Origin of the sequence: Peptoclostridium litorale DSM 5388, assembly GCF_900141635.1 — a bacterium.
Taxonomy (GTDB): domain Bacteria; phylum Bacillota; class Clostridia; order Peptostreptococcales; family Peptostreptococcaceae; genus Peptoclostridium; species Peptoclostridium litorale.
Map to the genome: position 1 here is coordinate 12,499 of NZ_FSRH01000008.1, position 15,863 is coordinate 28,361.

At 38.9% G+C, this 15,863-nt stretch carries 13 protein-coding genes and 1 other annotated feature (1 of these 14 running past the window's edge); of the genes, 3 read left to right on the forward strand and 10 right to left on the reverse strand.

Features of this window, described 5'->3' with window-relative positions:
- Window positions 1-46: 46 nt before the first annotated feature.
- The 3 genes from BUQ87_RS08590 to BUQ87_RS08600 form a co-directional block, all read right to left on the reverse strand.
- Entirely contained in the window at window positions 47-601 is a 555-nt protein-coding gene (locus BUQ87_RS08590; RefSeq protein WP_038263190.1) for a 3'-5' exonuclease, read from the reverse strand.
- Window positions 602-1,072: 471 nt separating this feature from the next.
- Window positions 1,073-1,882, reverse strand: coding sequence for a TIGR00266 family protein (locus BUQ87_RS08595; protein ID WP_038263188.1), 810 nt, complete (start codon window positions 1,880-1,882; stop codon window positions 1,073-1,075).
- A 127-nt stretch (window positions 1,883-2,009) separates the two neighbouring features.
- Window positions 2,010-2,972: an HD-GYP domain-containing protein gene (locus tag BUQ87_RS08600; RefSeq protein WP_038263185.1), complete on the reverse strand. Its 963-nt coding sequence runs from the start codon at window positions 2,970-2,972 to the stop codon at window positions 2,010-2,012.
- Between the two features lie 423 nt (window positions 2,973-3,395).
- Between BUQ87_RS08600 and BUQ87_RS08605 the strand changes: the two genes are divergently transcribed.
- Window positions 3,396-4,493 (forward strand): NAD/NADP-dependent octopine/nopaline dehydrogenase family protein, encoded by a 1,098-nt coding sequence (locus tag BUQ87_RS08605; protein ID WP_038263182.1) that lies wholly within the window; start codon window positions 3,396-3,398, stop codon window positions 4,491-4,493.
- Window positions 4,494-4,627: 134 nt separating this feature from the next.
- On the opposite strand, the gene BUQ87_RS08610 is transcribed toward BUQ87_RS08605, so the two are convergent.
- The 3 genes from BUQ87_RS08610 to BUQ87_RS08620 form a co-directional block, all read right to left on the reverse strand.
- Window positions 4,628-6,640, reverse strand: coding sequence for a methyl-accepting chemotaxis protein (locus BUQ87_RS08610; RefSeq protein WP_038263180.1), 2,013 nt, complete (start codon window positions 6,638-6,640; stop codon window positions 4,628-4,630).
- A 610-nt stretch (window positions 6,641-7,250) separates the two neighbouring features.
- On the reverse strand, window positions 7,251-8,135 hold the full coding sequence (locus BUQ87_RS08615; RefSeq protein WP_052636001.1) for a ParB/RepB/Spo0J family partition protein: 885 nt from the start codon (window positions 8,133-8,135) through the stop codon (window positions 7,251-7,253).
- The gene (locus tag BUQ87_RS08620; protein ID WP_077216482.1) at window positions 8,125-9,099 is read right to left on the reverse strand and encodes an AAA family ATPase; all 975 of its coding nucleotides are present in this window, start codon (window positions 9,097-9,099) and stop codon (window positions 8,125-8,127) included. The genes BUQ87_RS08615 and BUQ87_RS08620 overlap by 11 nt, the downstream gene beginning before the upstream one ends.
- Before the next feature lie 277 nt (window positions 9,100-9,376).
- Here BUQ87_RS08620 and BUQ87_RS08630 point away from each other — a divergent pair, with 277 nt between their 5' ends.
- Complete coding sequence (locus tag BUQ87_RS08630) at window positions 9,377-10,897, forward strand: hypothetical protein (RefSeq protein WP_207647180.1); 1,521 nt, start codon at window positions 9,377-9,379, stop codon at window positions 10,895-10,897.
- Window positions 10,898-11,725: 828 nt separating this feature from the next.
- Window positions 11,726-12,745 (forward strand): hypothetical protein, encoded by a 1,020-nt coding sequence (locus BUQ87_RS08635; RefSeq protein ID WP_038263174.1) that lies wholly within the window; start codon window positions 11,726-11,728, stop codon window positions 12,743-12,745.
- Here the strand turns inward: BUQ87_RS08635 and BUQ87_RS15180 are convergent.
- The 4 genes from BUQ87_RS15180 to ilvA all read right to left on the reverse strand — a co-directional run bounded on the left by BUQ87_RS15180 (window position 12,728) and on the right by ilvA (window position 15,755).
- Window positions 12,728-12,922 carry a hypothetical protein gene (locus BUQ87_RS15180; protein ID WP_038263171.1) on the reverse strand — a complete coding sequence of 65 codons (195 nt, stop codon included), beginning with the start codon at window positions 12,920-12,922 and terminating at the stop codon, window positions 12,728-12,730. The genes BUQ87_RS08635 and BUQ87_RS15180 overlap by 18 nt on opposite strands.
- Window positions 12,923-13,311: 389 nt before the next feature.
- The gene (locus BUQ87_RS08645) at window positions 13,312-13,653 is read right to left on the reverse strand and encodes a rhodanese-like domain-containing protein (protein ID WP_038263169.1); all 342 of its coding nucleotides are present in this window, start codon (window positions 13,651-13,653) and stop codon (window positions 13,312-13,314) included.
- 41 nt (window positions 13,654-13,694) lie between these two features.
- The gene (locus BUQ87_RS08650; protein WP_052636000.1) at window positions 13,695-14,189 is read right to left on the reverse strand and encodes a universal stress protein; all 495 of its coding nucleotides are present in this window, start codon (window positions 14,187-14,189) and stop codon (window positions 13,695-13,697) included.
- Window positions 14,190-14,510: 321 nt separating this feature from the next.
- On the reverse strand, window positions 14,511-15,755 hold the full coding sequence (ilvA, locus tag BUQ87_RS08655; protein WP_052635999.1) for a threonine ammonia-lyase: 1,245 nt from the start codon (window positions 15,753-15,755) through the stop codon (window positions 14,511-14,513).
- A gap of 81 nt (window positions 15,756-15,836) precedes the next feature.
- Window positions 15,837-15,863: a binding site (T-box leader), on the reverse strand; it runs 208 nt beyond the window's last position.

Below are 15,863 nucleotides of genomic sequence, written 5' to 3' on the forward strand. Positions count from 1 at the left end.
TTGGCGTCTTCCATGAGGAACAAATCCTGCATTCAGTTTGTTAATCCTAGAATTCCTCTACCTGCAGCACGGATGTATCAAGCTCTGCTATCTTTAGGAAAAGTTGAGCAGTCACATAAGCGTCATCTCCGGCCCTGTGATGACTTTTTTGCTCTATGCCGAAATAATCACAGGCAACATCTAGCTTACAGCTCGAAGCATCGTATAGTCCTTTTCGCTTTAAGTTCCTCAATGCATTCAATGTACATATGTATTTCGAAACAGGCTTCATGTTGTTTGCATGGAGCGTTATGTTTAAGAACTTCATGTCAAACGAGGCGTTGTGAGCCACTAAGACACTGTCTGAGAGGTATTTGCGGAATTTGGGCAATATGTCCTCTATGACGGGTGCATTTGCGACATTAGCGTTTGTAATGCCTGTTATCTGCGTTATATAGTATGGAATTTCTTTTTTGGGGTGCACAAATCTGGAATAAGGGCGCAAAAGCACGCCGCCTTCTATTTTTGTCACACCTATCTCTATTATCTTGTCGCCTTTTTGAGGGCTAAGCCCTGTGGTTTCGAAATCCAATACGATGAATGTTTCAGTGCTTATGTTCATATTAAAAACCTCCTTATACTCAGCAGCAGTCTCGATTATCACAAAATAAAAGGAATCCCAAGTAACTTGAGTTTTATTTCAAAGAAAACATGCCCCTGCATTTTCTTTTAGGACATTTAAAAAATCTAGTTTACCTAAAAAGAGTTTGGGCACCGAGTGCCCAAACTCTTTTCCCTTAAACTAATACGACACTACTTTTTTCAAAATGTCATTTAAAGGCTTTAATGCCCCCTAACTGCCGCTTTTCATTTTTCCAGGCCATCCCTATTATGACTTCAAAAAAATAGTCTTAAAATCAAAATAAGGAGTTCAGTTTTTAGTGCTTTAGGAAGTTTCCCATAACAGTCCTTATGTCAAATCTCTGAAAATATGCTCAAATTTATTCAAACTAAAATCATATTGTATGATAAAAAACAAAACTGGGCACCGAGTGCCCAGTTTTATTTTTAGTTTCATCCGCATACTCCTGTATTAGTCTCCACTGAAAAACTTTCCTATTCCACCAAGCGTGTCCAAAACGCTTCCTTCATCTTTCGACTGTCCCCCGCCTGCTTTTCTTGAAGCTTCAAAGACCCTGTCCGCCATCCTGCTGAATGGAAGAGACTGTATCCAAACTTTTCCCGGACCTGAGACCGTCGCAAAGAAAAGCCCTTCTCCTCCAAAGAATGCGGTCTTCACTCCTCCTACAAACTGAACGTCATATGATACGTCCTTTGTAAACCCTACAAGGCAGCCGGTATCCACTCTAAGGCTCTCTCCATATGCAAGCTCCTTCTCTACTATTGTTCCACCCGCATGAAGAAACGCCAGCCCATCTCCTTCAAGCTTTTGCATTATAAAACCTTCGCCGCCAAAGAAGCCCACTCCTATTTTCTTTTGAAACTCAAGACCTACTGAAACTCCCTTTGCAGCACATAAAAAAGCGTCCTTTTGGCATATTATCTTTCCCTGGTACTGCGTAAGGTCTACCGGAATTATCTTTCCTGGATACGGGGCTCCAAATGATACATGTTGCTTTCCCTTTCCCTCATTTGTAAATACAGTCATGAAAAGACTCTCACCCGTTAGAACCCTTTTACCAGCCCCAAGAAGCTTGCCCATAAGGCCCCCCGCCTCTTTTCCAGATGCGTCTCCAAATATGGTCTGCATCTCTATTCCATTTTCCATATACATCATTCCGCCTGCCTCCGCTATTACGCTTTCCTGAGGGTCCAGCTCTATTTCCACAAACTGCATGTCGTCACCGTATATCTTGTAGTCTATCTCATGTGATGATGGCAATTATCCCAACTCCTTTCAAAATAATATATTCATAATATACATTTTAATTATACCTTTAACACTTACAGTCTAAACCTCTATCCCATCTCTGCCAGGTTGCAATTTCATTGTGCAGTAGTTTCTTTTACTATGCTGCTTCTATGAATATTGTAAGCTCCTCCATTAGATTGCAGTGTCCCTCTTTTGTCTTTACTATAGGCCTTGAAGGCATGTTCTTGTTCTGATTGCACACTATCCCTCTTTTGCCATTGCTCAGCCTTACTTCAGTCCCAGTCGGATATATATAAGTATTCTCCTTGAATATTTTTATTATCTTTTCGTCAAACCTCGACGGAGTCTGGGCAACAATTCTCTCCACCGCCTCGGAAGGCTTTATTCCCTGCATGGATGCCAGGTTGTCGTACTCGTTGCAAATGGCTATTATCTTTGAAAATTCATGTATGTCTTTTGACTGCGCCTTTTTAGGATATCCTCCTCCATCGCAGTGCTCATGGTGCTGAAGGGCCCCTATAGCAGTTATTGCCTTTATCGAATTTATTCCTCTAAGTACTTCAAACCCCTTCTCTGTGTGATCTTCACCGTCTGCTACTGCCTTTCCTATGTCATGGAAAAGAGCTCCTAGCGCAAGTTCACAGAGCTTTTCAAAATTATATCCGATATGAATCCCAACCAGGGTTGAGAGTATGGCAACATTCAGGCTGTGCACGCATATGGTGTTTTCAATATTTCTTATAGAATTTGCGTCTAGAACTGATTTTTCAGATATAGACATGCCCATTATTATTTCTCTTATAAGCCCTCTTATCTTTTCCTCACTAAAATATTTTTTTGATGCGGCTTGAGAAAATATGCTCTCCATCTCATTTAACACTTCAATTCTCTTTCTCATCTCTATTAGATCCTCTACGACTATATCTTCAGTCCCCAGTTCTTCAACATATACGCTGTTTATCCCCAGCTCCAGAAGCTTTTGCACTGAATATTTCGATATTGGCCTTCCTGTATTCAAAACTATCTGCCCATGCCTGTTATATACCGGCTTGGCTAATACCTTTCCTTCACATTTTTCCGAAAGTACTGCAAGTTTCATATCTGATGTCCCTCCTGTAGTCTGCGTTTCACAAATCTATTACATAGCCGATATACCTGTATTGTATATCTGGATATTTATATAGTGGATATTTTGCCCTGCTGATCTATATTCACAGTATCGCAATTGCATTTTTACACATAATACTCTACTATTATACCTCAACATTTCAAATAGTTTATAAGCCTCATTATATATTATACACTAAAAATCTTTTTCTATTTAGTAATTTAATAATAAGTACATTAACCGAATTATGCGTTTATTTGTCGAAAAAAGCATTTTCACTTTTAAAGTAATGGAGCTTAAAATAGGGTATATTTATAGTAAGACATATTCATAATGTTCCTCAGAAATTCACTTAGGCCTTATATCAATTCATCATTTAATTCAATCAACATATAGACAGGAGGATCTTTTAAATTGAAGAAAAAAATCACAATAATTGGCGGCGGTAATGGAGCCTATGCTGCTGCGGCAGATCTTGCGCTTTCAGGACATCAAATAACCCTATATGCCGATGAAGGTCATAAAAAAAATATTGAGCAGCTGCTGAGTTCAAAGACCATTCGTCTAAGCGGAGCCGGCAAAAATGGCCATGCAAAACTCCACAATGTCACCACTGATATTTCTGAGGCCCTGAGCGATGCAGACATAATAATGCCTGTGATTCCTGCATACTCTCAAAAGAATTTTGCGCTTGACATAGCCCCTCACATTAGACGTGGCCATAAAATCGTACTCACACCCGGAAGCAGTGGAGGAGCGCTTTTAGTGGCCAGGATGCTTCATGAAATGGGAAAGCTTGAAGGCGTCAAAATCGCAGAGATGCACACTCTTCCCTACGCGGCCAGAAAAACAGGACCTGAGGATGTAGAGATAATGCTTGAATGCAAAAAAATGTTTTTTGCCGCTTTCCCCGCAAAGTACAATCACGAAATGCATGCCCTTGTTTCTTCCGTTTATCCTGCTGTTGAACTTGTAAGCGACGTGCTTGAAAGCTCGCTTAACAATGGAAACCCCATATCGCATGTCGCCCCAGTGATACTCAATGCCGGGAAAATAGAATATTGCAATGGAGAGCACTATCACTACAAGGAGGGAATAACCCCTTCCGTTGCCCGCGTTGTTGAAAAGATAGATTTTGAAAGACAGCTCATATGCCGAAAACTTGGCTACAAAACAATACCAGTAAAGGAAAGGCTTCATTTGATGGGATATGTCCCCAAAAGAGACACCCTATATGAGAGCTACAGGGACAAAGTGTTCAATCCTCTTTTTAAGGGTCCTAAAGACCTCAAAAGCAGATATCTGACCGAGGATGTTCCCTACTCGATGGTCCTCTTTTCAAGCATAGCCTCCCAAATCGGCATAAGCACTCCTTTGATGGATTCCGTAATAACTCTTGCCTCCGCACTCAACGGTGAAGACTATTTCAAAATCGGCAGAAAGGTTGGAAGTATAGGAATTGAAGGAATGGGCATATCCCAGATAAAAAGATTCCTGCATGAAGGCTATTAGGCTCTTTGGACGTTAAAATGCGTATCTCCTGATTGGCCTTAATTCGCCAATCAGGAGATACGCATTTTAAAATTCATATTAATTTATGTTTCCTGTTCTCAAAGCCCTATTATCACACAATTTTATGTCTTTTTTTATATTTTGAATTTGTGAACAGAATTCTCCAGATTTCCCGACATTTCCTCCAGCTTCTTTGCATTTTCGGAAAGTTCCTCCATGCAGGCAAGCTGCTCTTCAGTCGATGCGGTAACCTCTTCTGATGCGGCCGACGACTCCTGGGCCGTGGCCGCTATCCCTTCCATCATGGTAACTATATCATCTTTCATATTAGACATTTCTGAGCTTTTGTCTCTTATGACCCTGTTTTTAGACTTTATTTCCTCCATGGACTCTGATATTTTTTCAAATATCTTGTCGGTTCTCTCAACTGCATTGTCCTGGTCGTGTATGGCATCTTTAGTATCAACAACGGCCTTTACAGCCATGTTGGTTTTTTCCTGTATGTCCTCTATCATTTTCTTTATGTTCAAAGCGGCATCGGCCGATTCTTCCGCAAGCTTTCTGACCTCCTGCGCGACAACCGCAAATCCCCTTCCATTTTCGCCGGCTCTTGCAGCCTCTATGTTGGCATTAAGTGCAAGCAGATTTGTCTGGTCCGATATTGCCGTTATCACATCGAGTATTTCGCTTATCCCCTTTGCATTTTGAGAGACCTCCATCACAACTTTGCTTACACTTTCATAAGAATCCTTGCTTATCTTGTTCTTCTGCGAGAGCTCCCTTACAACCTGAGTTCCTTCCGCCACAAGCTTTCCTGCACTTCGTGATATGTCATACATATCCTTTGACTCCCCATTTACCACTTCCATGACAAATGCCATCTGATCCATGCTCGTAGCTCCAAGCTGAGTGCTGATTGCCTGGTTTTCAGCCCCCCTTGAAATCTCCTCTATTGCATTTGCAATTTCAGTTGAAGATTGTACCGACTGAGCCGAAATGCTGCTTAACGATACTGCCGATTCATTTACCGATGAGGATGAGCTTAAAACTTCATTTATAAGCCCTTTCATATCATTTTTCAAAGCTTCTATTGAATGGGCAAGCTCACCAAATTCATCTTTCCTATTTGAAAACTTTTCACTCAGCTCCCCAGTGAAATCCCCGCTTGAGAAACGCCTTATATGGCCCACGCCTTCAAACAGTGGCTTTGAAATCATATGTGCTATTATCGCTGCTGCGCCTGATGCAAGCACAATCCCTATGATAAGACTTACAAGTGCCGATTTTTTTATACTGCCAGTGTCTTCAAGAAGCTCCATCTCATCCATTTGGCCTATTATCTTCCAACCCGTCTTCTTGCTTGTATGATACGCCACAAAATGTCTCTCCCCATCCATTATGTAATCCGAGTATCCCATTTCTGACGATTTTGCGTCATCCCAGAACTGGAGATTTGAAATGTCCTTACCTATTAGGCTTCTGTCCTGGCCTGCAATCAGAATTCCATTGGAATCCATTATGAATATGCTTCCCGTCTTTCCTATGCCAGTTAAATCCGTATACTCGCAAAGCTCTGAAAGCTCAAGGTCTATTGCCGCCACACCGCTCATATTGCCGTCATATCCATTTACAACCTTTGCCACAGTAACCACAAGCGTTCCGCTAGTCGCATCCACATATGGATCTGTCCAGACTGCGTCATTTGGATTCTCAAGTGCCTTTTTGTACCATGGCCTTGTCCTTGTATCCATTGCGCTCACATCTTCCTTTGGCCAAACATGCATATTTCCTTGACTATCTCCAAAATATGCCCCCATTATGCTCTTATTGTTTTCCTGAATTCCCGAAAACAATCTGTAAGCCTCTTCCTCGCTGAAACTCTTTAACTCCTTGCTGTTTGCCATTTGAACCACGCCCAGCTCCATGTTCTTTAGAAACTGGTCGACATATCTTTCGCTTTCCTGTATAGTCTGCATTGAGCTCACTTCGATATTCTCCTCCAATATATTGAAGGCAGTCCAATACGAATAGTAGCCAAATGCTGCCAAAGGAATTATAACTGCTGCCAGTATCATTGCCACGAGCTTTCTTTTTATGCTTGAGCTTCTCTTTTGACCTTTTACTGAATTTCTATTGGAAATTCTCATCCCATATACACCCCCTATTAATATTTTTTATATTTATACAGCACCATTATATTATAGTGCCAAACTCCATACTTTCTCAACAATTTATATGGTATATCAAAAAAAAATTTAATGAAAATTATTTCTGCCGCGAAATTGATAAGATTTTCTACATAGCCTGTGAAAAATGATACTTTATAACCCTTGTAAAATCAATATGTTTCTTCTAAATTTAATGTTTTTTTAATATTTGATTATATTTGTTAATATATGCTGATCAAGCCTTTTATTTTACATTACTATCACTTTAAGACTTATGTTAACAATTGATTGTTAATATCTCATTATGTTTTTGTTATTTTATAGTTATGTAATTTATGTGAATAGTAAATCCATTCTTTTCAATTAAGCTCTTCATGCAAAAAAAACTGGGCACCTGGTGCCCAAAACACCAACTGCCCAATTTTTTTGCATGGATTAATTTTTTGAAATACTCCACTCTTCATCATATCTATTATTTTAGTCACATATAACTATTTCCTATTAAATAATATTACTGATTTGCATGTTCTTATTTCAGTAAAACGCCAGCAATCTTCAAATATTCCGCTACATTTAATGTTTTAGCTATCTATTTTGAGTTCTCGTGATAATTCTTTATTATCTCCTTTATCTGGTTTTGAAGGCTCTTTGGAACTTTCATGGTAACCATTTCCTCTTCCTTTTCCACTTCAAATATCTTTTCAATGTCGTCTTTGTTCATTCCCGATTTGAGCTTTGATATCCTCTTGTAGTCAAGCATCCCCCTAAAGTTCTGGAACATCCACATTTGGATTTCAGGATCAAACAGAGCCAACTTCACACCCGACTTTATTGTAATCCTGCTCTCGTCAAGCATTCCCTTGAACTCCTCTGTAAGAGAGTTGAGCTTGTAGTAGTTTTCAACCTGTCTTCCCTTAAGCCCATAGTCCTCGCAGATTATGTCCCTTTTCCTCTTTTTCCTGCTTGATATGTCCCTGTCCACTATGGCGTATTTTTTAAGTATTGACTTTGCCTTTTCCATAGCGGTCAGTTCACGCTGAACCCAGTTTGTATCTATTATTATCTCCTGAGCCTGCTCCTTAGTTATCTCGTCCTTCGCCTTTATAAATGCCGGTATTTTGAGATACTTTGAATCTCCCGTCTGCTCGTATATCTTCCTGTGTGCTTCAAGCCTGTTGTGACCTGAAAGCACCATGTACCTGAGCCCCTCTTCAGTCTCCCATACTATTATTGGGTTTAAAAGCCCATTTTCCATTATGGACATTATGAGCTGTTCCATTTTATTGTCGTTTAGGGGCTTGTAAAAATTCCAATCGCTTGGTGCGTTTATGAGAAGGTCTATGCTAAGTTCGTGTATGTTAAGGTCTCCCTCTATCTGCCTTATCCTCATATTGTCCTTTTGGGGAGATGCCTTTTTAGTGGCGGACAGGAATTCATTTACTAGTCCCTTGTTTATTCTGCTTTTACTTGACAATTTTCGCTACCTCCTCCGCAAAGCTTTTGAATTGCTTGTTGGCCCTTGCATTTTTCTTGAAAACGTCAAGCGGCTGCCTGTCCCACTGCGCCTTTTTTATATTTGTATCTATTGATATATAACTTTTAAAGACTATATCCCCAAAAGTTTCTTTAAGCACCTCCTGCGCATCCTCAGTGATGCTCTCCCTCTTGTCCACCTTGTTCATAAGCACTCCCGCAAGGCTAAGCCCCGTGTTGAATGTCTTTATTTCCTCTATATAGTCCCTTATGGTGTTTAGTCCTATTATTCCAAAGCTCGAAAGCTCAACCGGTATCACCACATAATTCGACGCATTGAGTATGTTGAAATTAAGTATTCCAAGCGTCGGGTTGGTGTCGAATATTATGAAGTCATATATGCCCGCATCTACAACAGGCATTAGTATTTTTTTCATTATGCTCTCTCTCATTACCTTTGTGAAAAGCTTCATTTCTATAAGTGCCATGTCAAAGTCCGATATTATAATGTCTATATTTTCATATTCAGTCTTTTGGATGTACTCGTCAAGACCTCTCTCGTTTACTATCGCATGATTAAGGCTCTTGTACGGGTCTATGCTCATGCCGAATGAGTATGAAAGGTTAAACTGAGCGTCCCCGTCTATGAAAAGTATCCTGTATCCCTTGTCGGCAAGCGCATATCCAAGACCTGACACCACAGATGTCTTTCCAGACCCCCCCTTGTTGTTTGCAATGGATATGACCTTTGTTTCCCTGTAGTCGTCTATGTATATGTCTTCAACCTCCAGGCCAAGCGAGTTTGCTATTTTTTCGATGTTTTCCTTTCCAGACTCGCTTCTTCCAGTCTCAAGCGCCTTTATAAGGCTGAGGCTTATCCCGCTGGCATTTGCAAGATCCTGCTGAGTGAACTCCACCTCAAGCCTTCTTTTCCTTATTTTTTCAAAAAGTACCTTCCCCTTCATTTAAAGACCCCCTATATACATTTTTTAACTTATTTTTCAAGTATACCATAGTTATAACTTTTTTAAAACTCAAAGTTATAACTTTTACGCATATTTTGTTGTTTGCTTTAAACTTAATACCCCTTTCATATACATGTCAACTAATTTTCCAATGCTCACATAGCATTTAGCCCTATTTTTCAAAATGGTTCCACAATGTGCCCCGCTTGTGCTATATTAGTATTTAAGATTAATAATCTCTTTATAGAGGGAGAGAAGATAAATGCAAAATAATGAAATGATATTTTTTAACCTTATGGACACAATAAACAAGGAAGAATACGAGCCCCTCAGTTACTTCCTTTGGGAAAATTTCCCACACAAAAACTGCAGTGCCGTATATAATGAAATCTCAGACAAGCTTTCACTTGGAAGCGTAAAGAGCAAGACTGAAATTGCAAGCGCCCAGAAGGAAAACATACTGAGGCTCATAAATACATCCCTATACATCATTGAAAACATAATTCCTGAAATAAACAAGCCAACGTATAAAAAGGATAAGGAATTAAAGGCAGCCCTCAAAAAAATAAATACATACAAGAAGAAGTGGGCGCAGTCTGTAGATGATTATTTCAAGAAGAACAACGCAAAAAAATATATACTCAAGGAGTATTTAAGCAAAAAGCCCGACCTTTATCTGAATGAGTTCAAGGAGCTCAGAAGCCTTCACATAAAAGACTGGATGAAAAACAAAAAGCAGTACCTTTCTTCATTTTATTATGTTGACGACCTCGTAAAATCCCAAAAGAACCTGATATTCCAGTCAGAGCTCACTTATATAGTGCTCAACGAGATAGTTAAAAACAAAGTGGACATAGAAGTCAATACTAGTGAGCTTCAGGACGATCCAAGCATAAACATAAAGGAAACCGAGGCCGGACAAATACCTAACTGGCTTCTTTTAGACGGGCTTTTCAGGGTGAGCCCTATAGAGGTATTTAAGCATGAGAACATCATAGAGCTCGAGGACGGAAAGACAACGCTTGTATTTGACAAGAATATTAAAAACAACCTTTCAATAACTGTTCCAAATCAGTCTCAGAATGAATTTTTAAATACCAATTTCGACTCATCTAAAGACCCTATATCACTCGGCCGCTTTGAACTCGCCGTGCTCATAGGAGTTCTCCAAATAGGAAGGGACCAGCTCAAGTCTTCAAACAAGATAGCTTTTTCATTCAACCAACTTTTGAACCTTTGGAACTCGAGCAATTCCGGAAAGCTTTACAACAAGATAAAAAAGGCACTGTTTTATCTCTCAATGAACATGTACACTGTCCAGCTTGCAAACAACATCACCAGAAATTTCTATATCATAAACGCCATAGAAAAGCCCACATTCAATTCTTCGGGCGAACAGGAGTGGATAGTTGAAATAGACAGCAGGCTGAGAGAGCAAATTCTGGAGAAGAACTACACGGAGCTTTATTCAGAGGAGATATCATCACTCAAATACGAGCTTTCACCTATACTTTACAAGACCTTCGTAATAGACCTTGTTGAGATAATGTCAAACAACAAGAAGAAAAAGAAAAACGTATCTTCTATTGAAAAGGAGTATACACTAAGGGAGCTTTCGACCAGGTCATTCCTTGAAGGAAAGCCCAATATAAGAAAAAAGAAACTCAAAAACTCACTGGACGATATAATGGAGAAAAAAGACAGCATACTCCAGTCATATGAAATAAAGGAAAACGGCAACGTATACAAGATGTATTTCAACCAGTTTCCTCTCAGAAAAGAAATCGATTCAAAATAATCCAAAAAAAGGCGCACAAATTAATGTGCGCTTTTTTTATGCATATAAAGCCCTATTCCAAAACTCATTTCATCCAAATAGGTCCATACTGCAGGCTTTTTTCACATTTTGCAAAATTTTTCAAAGTTTTTGTATAGGTTTTTCCTTTCTGATGAATATATATATGTGAAAGGTATTTTGTGCTGTTTCAAATGGGCTTTAATCAAAAAAATTTGATTACGACCTAATTATTCCGGTCACGACCCAAAAATTCCGATCGCGACCCAAAAATTCCGATCGCGACCCAATTATTCCGGCTTCGACCCAAAAATTCCGGTCGCGACCCGAAAGTTCCATTTTTTTTGCATACCGGTTTGATTACGACCCGAAAATTCCGTTTTTTTTGAGTACCTTTAAAGCTCTTTTTATTTTACAAGTAGCAAAAACATTGAATTTTGGGAGTTTATTTTTTTAAAGTTTGGTCGCGACCCAAAAATTCCGTTTTTGCAAAAAAGACGGCTTTTTTGCGTATCAGTTTGGTTACGACCCAAAAATTCCGTTTCCATTTTGGACAAAATCAGCAGCATATCCACCTGGATATACTGCAAACTCTTAAAAATAGCTTTGTATTACCTTAAATACATGTGTTTTTTGATTGCGACCCAAAAATTCCGGTCGCGACCCAAAAATTCCGATTACGACCCAAAAATTCCGTTTCCATTTTATGTAATAAATTTTCATTTATCCTTGAATTTTTTTATAATATATATTGTCAGACTATATATTGGTATCAGTTTATTCAAAATCGATTATATAAAGCGCCATGCAAAGGGAAAGGAGGTCCGTACAATGTCAAATAAGGCTTCAATTTCACACGCTCTAGACGTATTGGAATGCAAGGATCATCACAAGCTCATAGACGTATTCAACATGCTGTGCCTATTGTCATCACAACTTAAAAGGGACTGGTACCTGGAATCCTTGGACGGCCCATGCTCAATGGACAAAGAGCACATATTCATAATAAGAACTGCCAAAAGCTCAGTCTGCTCGCTTGCAAAGATGGTTGTAGAAGAATCCGAATACATGCACAGAAGCACAGTCACACAATGCCTTAACAAACTCATAGATATGGACATTCTAAGATACAATGACATGTACATGGGATGGGAAATCGTCTCAATGGAAGACGCATTTGAAAGCTCCGTGCAGTACCTTGGAAGCAGCTCTGGATATATGGAACTTAGAAAACTCTTTTTTACAAGGGACTTTTATGAAATGTCAGTTACTATGAAAAAGATAATATATTACTGCTGCATACTCATGAGCACCAAGGGCTTTAAGAGCATGCAAAGCTTCATAATAAACCTCAAGAATGAAAATAGCAAGTGGATATCGTTTTTAAACACAGACAACCTGTACTACATAAAGTCAGTAATTATAAAACTCATTGGGGAAAATCATATTTTAAGGAAGATAGAACAAAAGCAGTATTCGCACAGAAAAGGGCTTAAACCCAAAAACAGGTTTCTATTCATACTAAAGCCACTTGATGCTTTGAAATCCACGCTCAAGGACAGCATTGAATCGTTCAAGAGCAGATTCGACAGGCTGACCTCGAAATACGCGAAGCTCTACGACTATATATGCTCAGTTCGTGAAAGCCTAATTGAACCTGCAAAGTCCCGAGCCGACAAAAACATAATATACAATCTTTTGGATCTGCTTAAGCATTCTTCCAAATCAACTGTAGATGCTGTAATAGATGGTGTTTTCACAAAGCTCCATTCCGGAAGCATAGACCATCCTGCCGCATATATAAGGAAAATACTCCGCTCGAATGTAATAAATTTACATCTCATGAAATAGGGCAAGCTTTTTTGTTATGCCCTTTTTTAAGAACCCTAATATCCATAACGCCGCAATGGCGTTTTTTTTTGCCTCTTTTGAAAAAGCATACCTTTTTATTAAAAGAAATCTCAATACATGTGCAAAACTCACGTGGTTTTTGTGGATATTCTGTTGATAACCTTGTTTTTCATCCACAATCCCAGCTTCATTAAAAAAAATATTTTGTCCTGTACTTTTTAATTTGTCCTGCTGTTTTTAATATTTTTAATGTCTGACCTTTAATTTTAAATTTATCACTGTTTTTTTCTATAAGTTTTAAAAATCAGCCCCTTGTGACCAATATATTTTTTGAGAATACCTTAAGAGTTTTGCATGGTAAGGCTTCTGGCTTCCCATATGAATTTTAGTTTTTTATTAATATTTGTTATATATTAATATCTGTTTTGTACTAATCCTTTTTCAAAAAAATAAAAAAACTCCAAAGACTGAATGGAGTTTTAACTGAAATATATCAATTACAGTTAGTAGTATTTATATTTTGTTCTACGTGAAACTCATTCTTCATACAGAAGAATTTATTAGCCTCATTTAAGCTCATTTGCACGTATGTGTTTTAAAAGTTCAAACCAGCCTTCATTCATTCCTCTCTTTAAATAAAAAACCCTGTCCTTATTATCTACTAAGGCCAATATCTCTATTGAATCACTTTCAAAGTCAGACACTATTATTATGGGCATTGGACCTTCATTTTGAATCTGTGCTATTTTAGATTCTATTTCCTGTCTTGATACGTGAATAGCATTGCATATGTGATAATCTTCAAACTCTGACTTTGATCGCATGTCGAGTATCTTACAGTCTTTTTTTGAAGATATCATTGTAAAGAGTTCGCTTGATGTTATAAATTCTCTTTCTAAAAATTTCATATGACCACCTCTACATAATTAATAATGCGCTTGATTTACAATCAATATTTCCTTGCCATATTCAAGTCAATCACCTTGCAAAACTCATGCTTTATTATGAGTACAGGCTTGCTTGAATAGTGAACGACCTTGTTTGTTACGCTGCCGAGCAGGAATTTTTTGCTTGAAGACATTCCATGAGAACACATTATTATGATATCGAAATTTTCTTTTTCTGCAATGTCGATTATCTTTTCAGCAGGGTTTCCGATCTCAACTCTTGGATGGAGAATTATGCCGCTTCCCCTTAAAAATTTCTTTATGCTGCTTATTACATGCATGCCAGGTTTTTTATTTATTATGGGTATATTCTTGATGTTTTTGATGTCAAACTGTGTTTCAAAAATGTTTTGAATTGGAAGGGATGAATATCTGTCTTGAACATGAAGTATGGTTATTTCAGCGTCAAAAGCTAGGGCTATCTCCTCCACTATGCCCAAGAATTTCATCCTGCATTCAGAGCCGTCAACCGGCAGCAATATGTTTTTAATCTCCAAAAAAATACCTCCCCTCCAAACTTATATGAACCTATGCTATTGAAGGACGCATCGGTTTTTGGGTTTGTATATGAATATTATACCCAAATGAGTGCCCTATTAAGTTGAATAATTTATATTTTTATTACCATCTAGATTCATTGTTTGGGAAGGGAAAAACAAGATGGCAAAGCAGATTTCAACTGGCTTTGCCACATTTAGGACTAAATTATAATTTAATATGAAATGATTTGGGTTTTGTATGTCAAACTTCCTCTAATAAGTTTTTGGGTACTTGCCGAGCATACGGGAAGTTGAACTCGACTTATTGCATTACTTATATTAATGTATTTTGGTTATCCTGTAGCCGTTTTTCTCAAGGGCTGAAACTATCGAATCAACATGGTGCTTTCCGCTTGTCTCTACTGTGACCTCAAGGTTTACCTGGGAAAGCCTGTCGAATGATTTGAACTGGTTGTGGTCAAGCTTTATTACATTTGCATTTTGTTTTGTAAGTATGTCTGATATCTTCGAGAGCTCTCCCGGAGTGTCTGGAAGCTGCACGGCAAAGCAGAATATTCTTGACCTGCTTACAAGGCCCCTGTTTATCATTGAAGACACGGTGACAACGTCTATGTTTCCTCCGGATATCACGCAGGCCACGTTCTTACCTTTGGCCCTTATCTTTTTTAGTGCTGCAACGGGAAGTATGCCTGCATTTTCAGCAACTATCTTGTGTTTTTCAAGAAGCAGAAGGAAACTTTCCATAAGCTCGAAGTCAGACACTGTGACTATCTCGTCTACAAGGCTTTGAACTATGGAGAATGTCTTTTCTCCAGGAGTCTTCACCGCAACACCGTCAGCTACAGTGCTTACCTTTGGAAGGCTTGCAAGCCTTCCTCCTTCGACCGAGGTTTTCATGGATTTTGCACCTTCAGGCTCAACACCTATTATCTTCACTGAAGGTTTTAGGAATTTGGCTGCAAGGGCTATTCCACTTATAAGCCCTCCTCCACCTATAGGAGCTACTATATAGTCTATGTCTTCAAGCTGGTCCACTATTTCAAGCCCTATCGTCCCCTGACCTGTTATTACGTCCATATCGTCAAAAGGATGTATGAATGTAAATCCATTTTCGCGCTCGAGCCTTTTGGCCTCTGCATAGGCATCGTCGTAGCAGTCGCCGCAAAGAACCACATTTGCGCCGTATCCCCTTGTAGATTCAACCTTTATGAGTGGAGTTGTCCTTGGCATTACTATTGTAGACTCAACCCCAAGCATCTGAGCTGCATAGGCAACACCCTGAGCGTGGTTTCCAGCAGAAGAGGCCACTAGCCCTTTTTTCTTTTCTTCATATGAAAGCTGGCTTATCTTGTTGAATGCACCCCTTATTTTGAATGCGCCTGTTGTTTGAAGGTTTTCAGGTTTTAAGAAGACATTGCAGTTGTATTCCTCGCTCAGCGGTCTGCTTTTTATGAGGTTTGTATTTTCAAGAACTGAAGAGATTCTGTTTTGAGCCATTCTCATGTCTTCAAGTGTTACGTGTATTCCTAGATCCGAATTTGAAAAAAAAGTGCTACTTGTCATTTAAATCATTCCTCCTGATAATATATAGTTTGCAGACATGCATGTCTGCCGTAAAAAAATAAAAAGCCTGCCCAAGACAAAGTCAAGGGCAGGCTGTAATTCCCGCGG

Excerpts from the sequence above, each read along its gene's own strand:
- BUQ87_RS08645 (WP_038263169.1), bottom strand. The coding sequence starts at position 13,653 with ATGAAATTTTTAGAAAGAGAATTTATAACATCAAGCGAACTCTTTACA.
- ilvA (WP_052635999.1), bottom strand. The coding sequence starts at position 15,755 with ATGACAAGTAGCACTTTTTTTTCAAATTCGGATCTAGGAATACACGTA.
- BUQ87_RS08620 (WP_077216482.1), bottom strand. The coding sequence starts at position 9,099 with ATGAAGGGGAAGGTACTTTTTGAAAAAATAAGGAAAAGAAGGCTTGAG.
- BUQ87_RS08600 (WP_038263185.1), bottom strand. The coding sequence starts at position 2,972 with ATGAAACTTGCAGTACTTTCGGAAAAATGTGAAGGAAAGGTATTAGCC.
- BUQ87_RS08635 (WP_038263174.1), top strand. The coding sequence starts at position 11,726 with ATGTCAAATAAGGCTTCAATTTCACACGCTCTAGACGTATTGGAATGC.
- BUQ87_RS08590 (WP_038263190.1), bottom strand. The coding sequence starts at position 601 with ATGAACATAAGCACTGAAACATTCATCGTATTGGATTTCGAAACCACA.
- BUQ87_RS08610 (WP_038263180.1), bottom strand. The coding sequence starts at position 6,640 with ATGAGAATTTCCAATAGAAATTCAGTAAAAGGTCAAAAGAGAAGCTCA.
- BUQ87_RS08630 (WP_207647180.1), top strand. The coding sequence starts at position 9,377 with ATGATATTTTTTAACCTTATGGACACAATAAACAAGGAAGAATACGAG.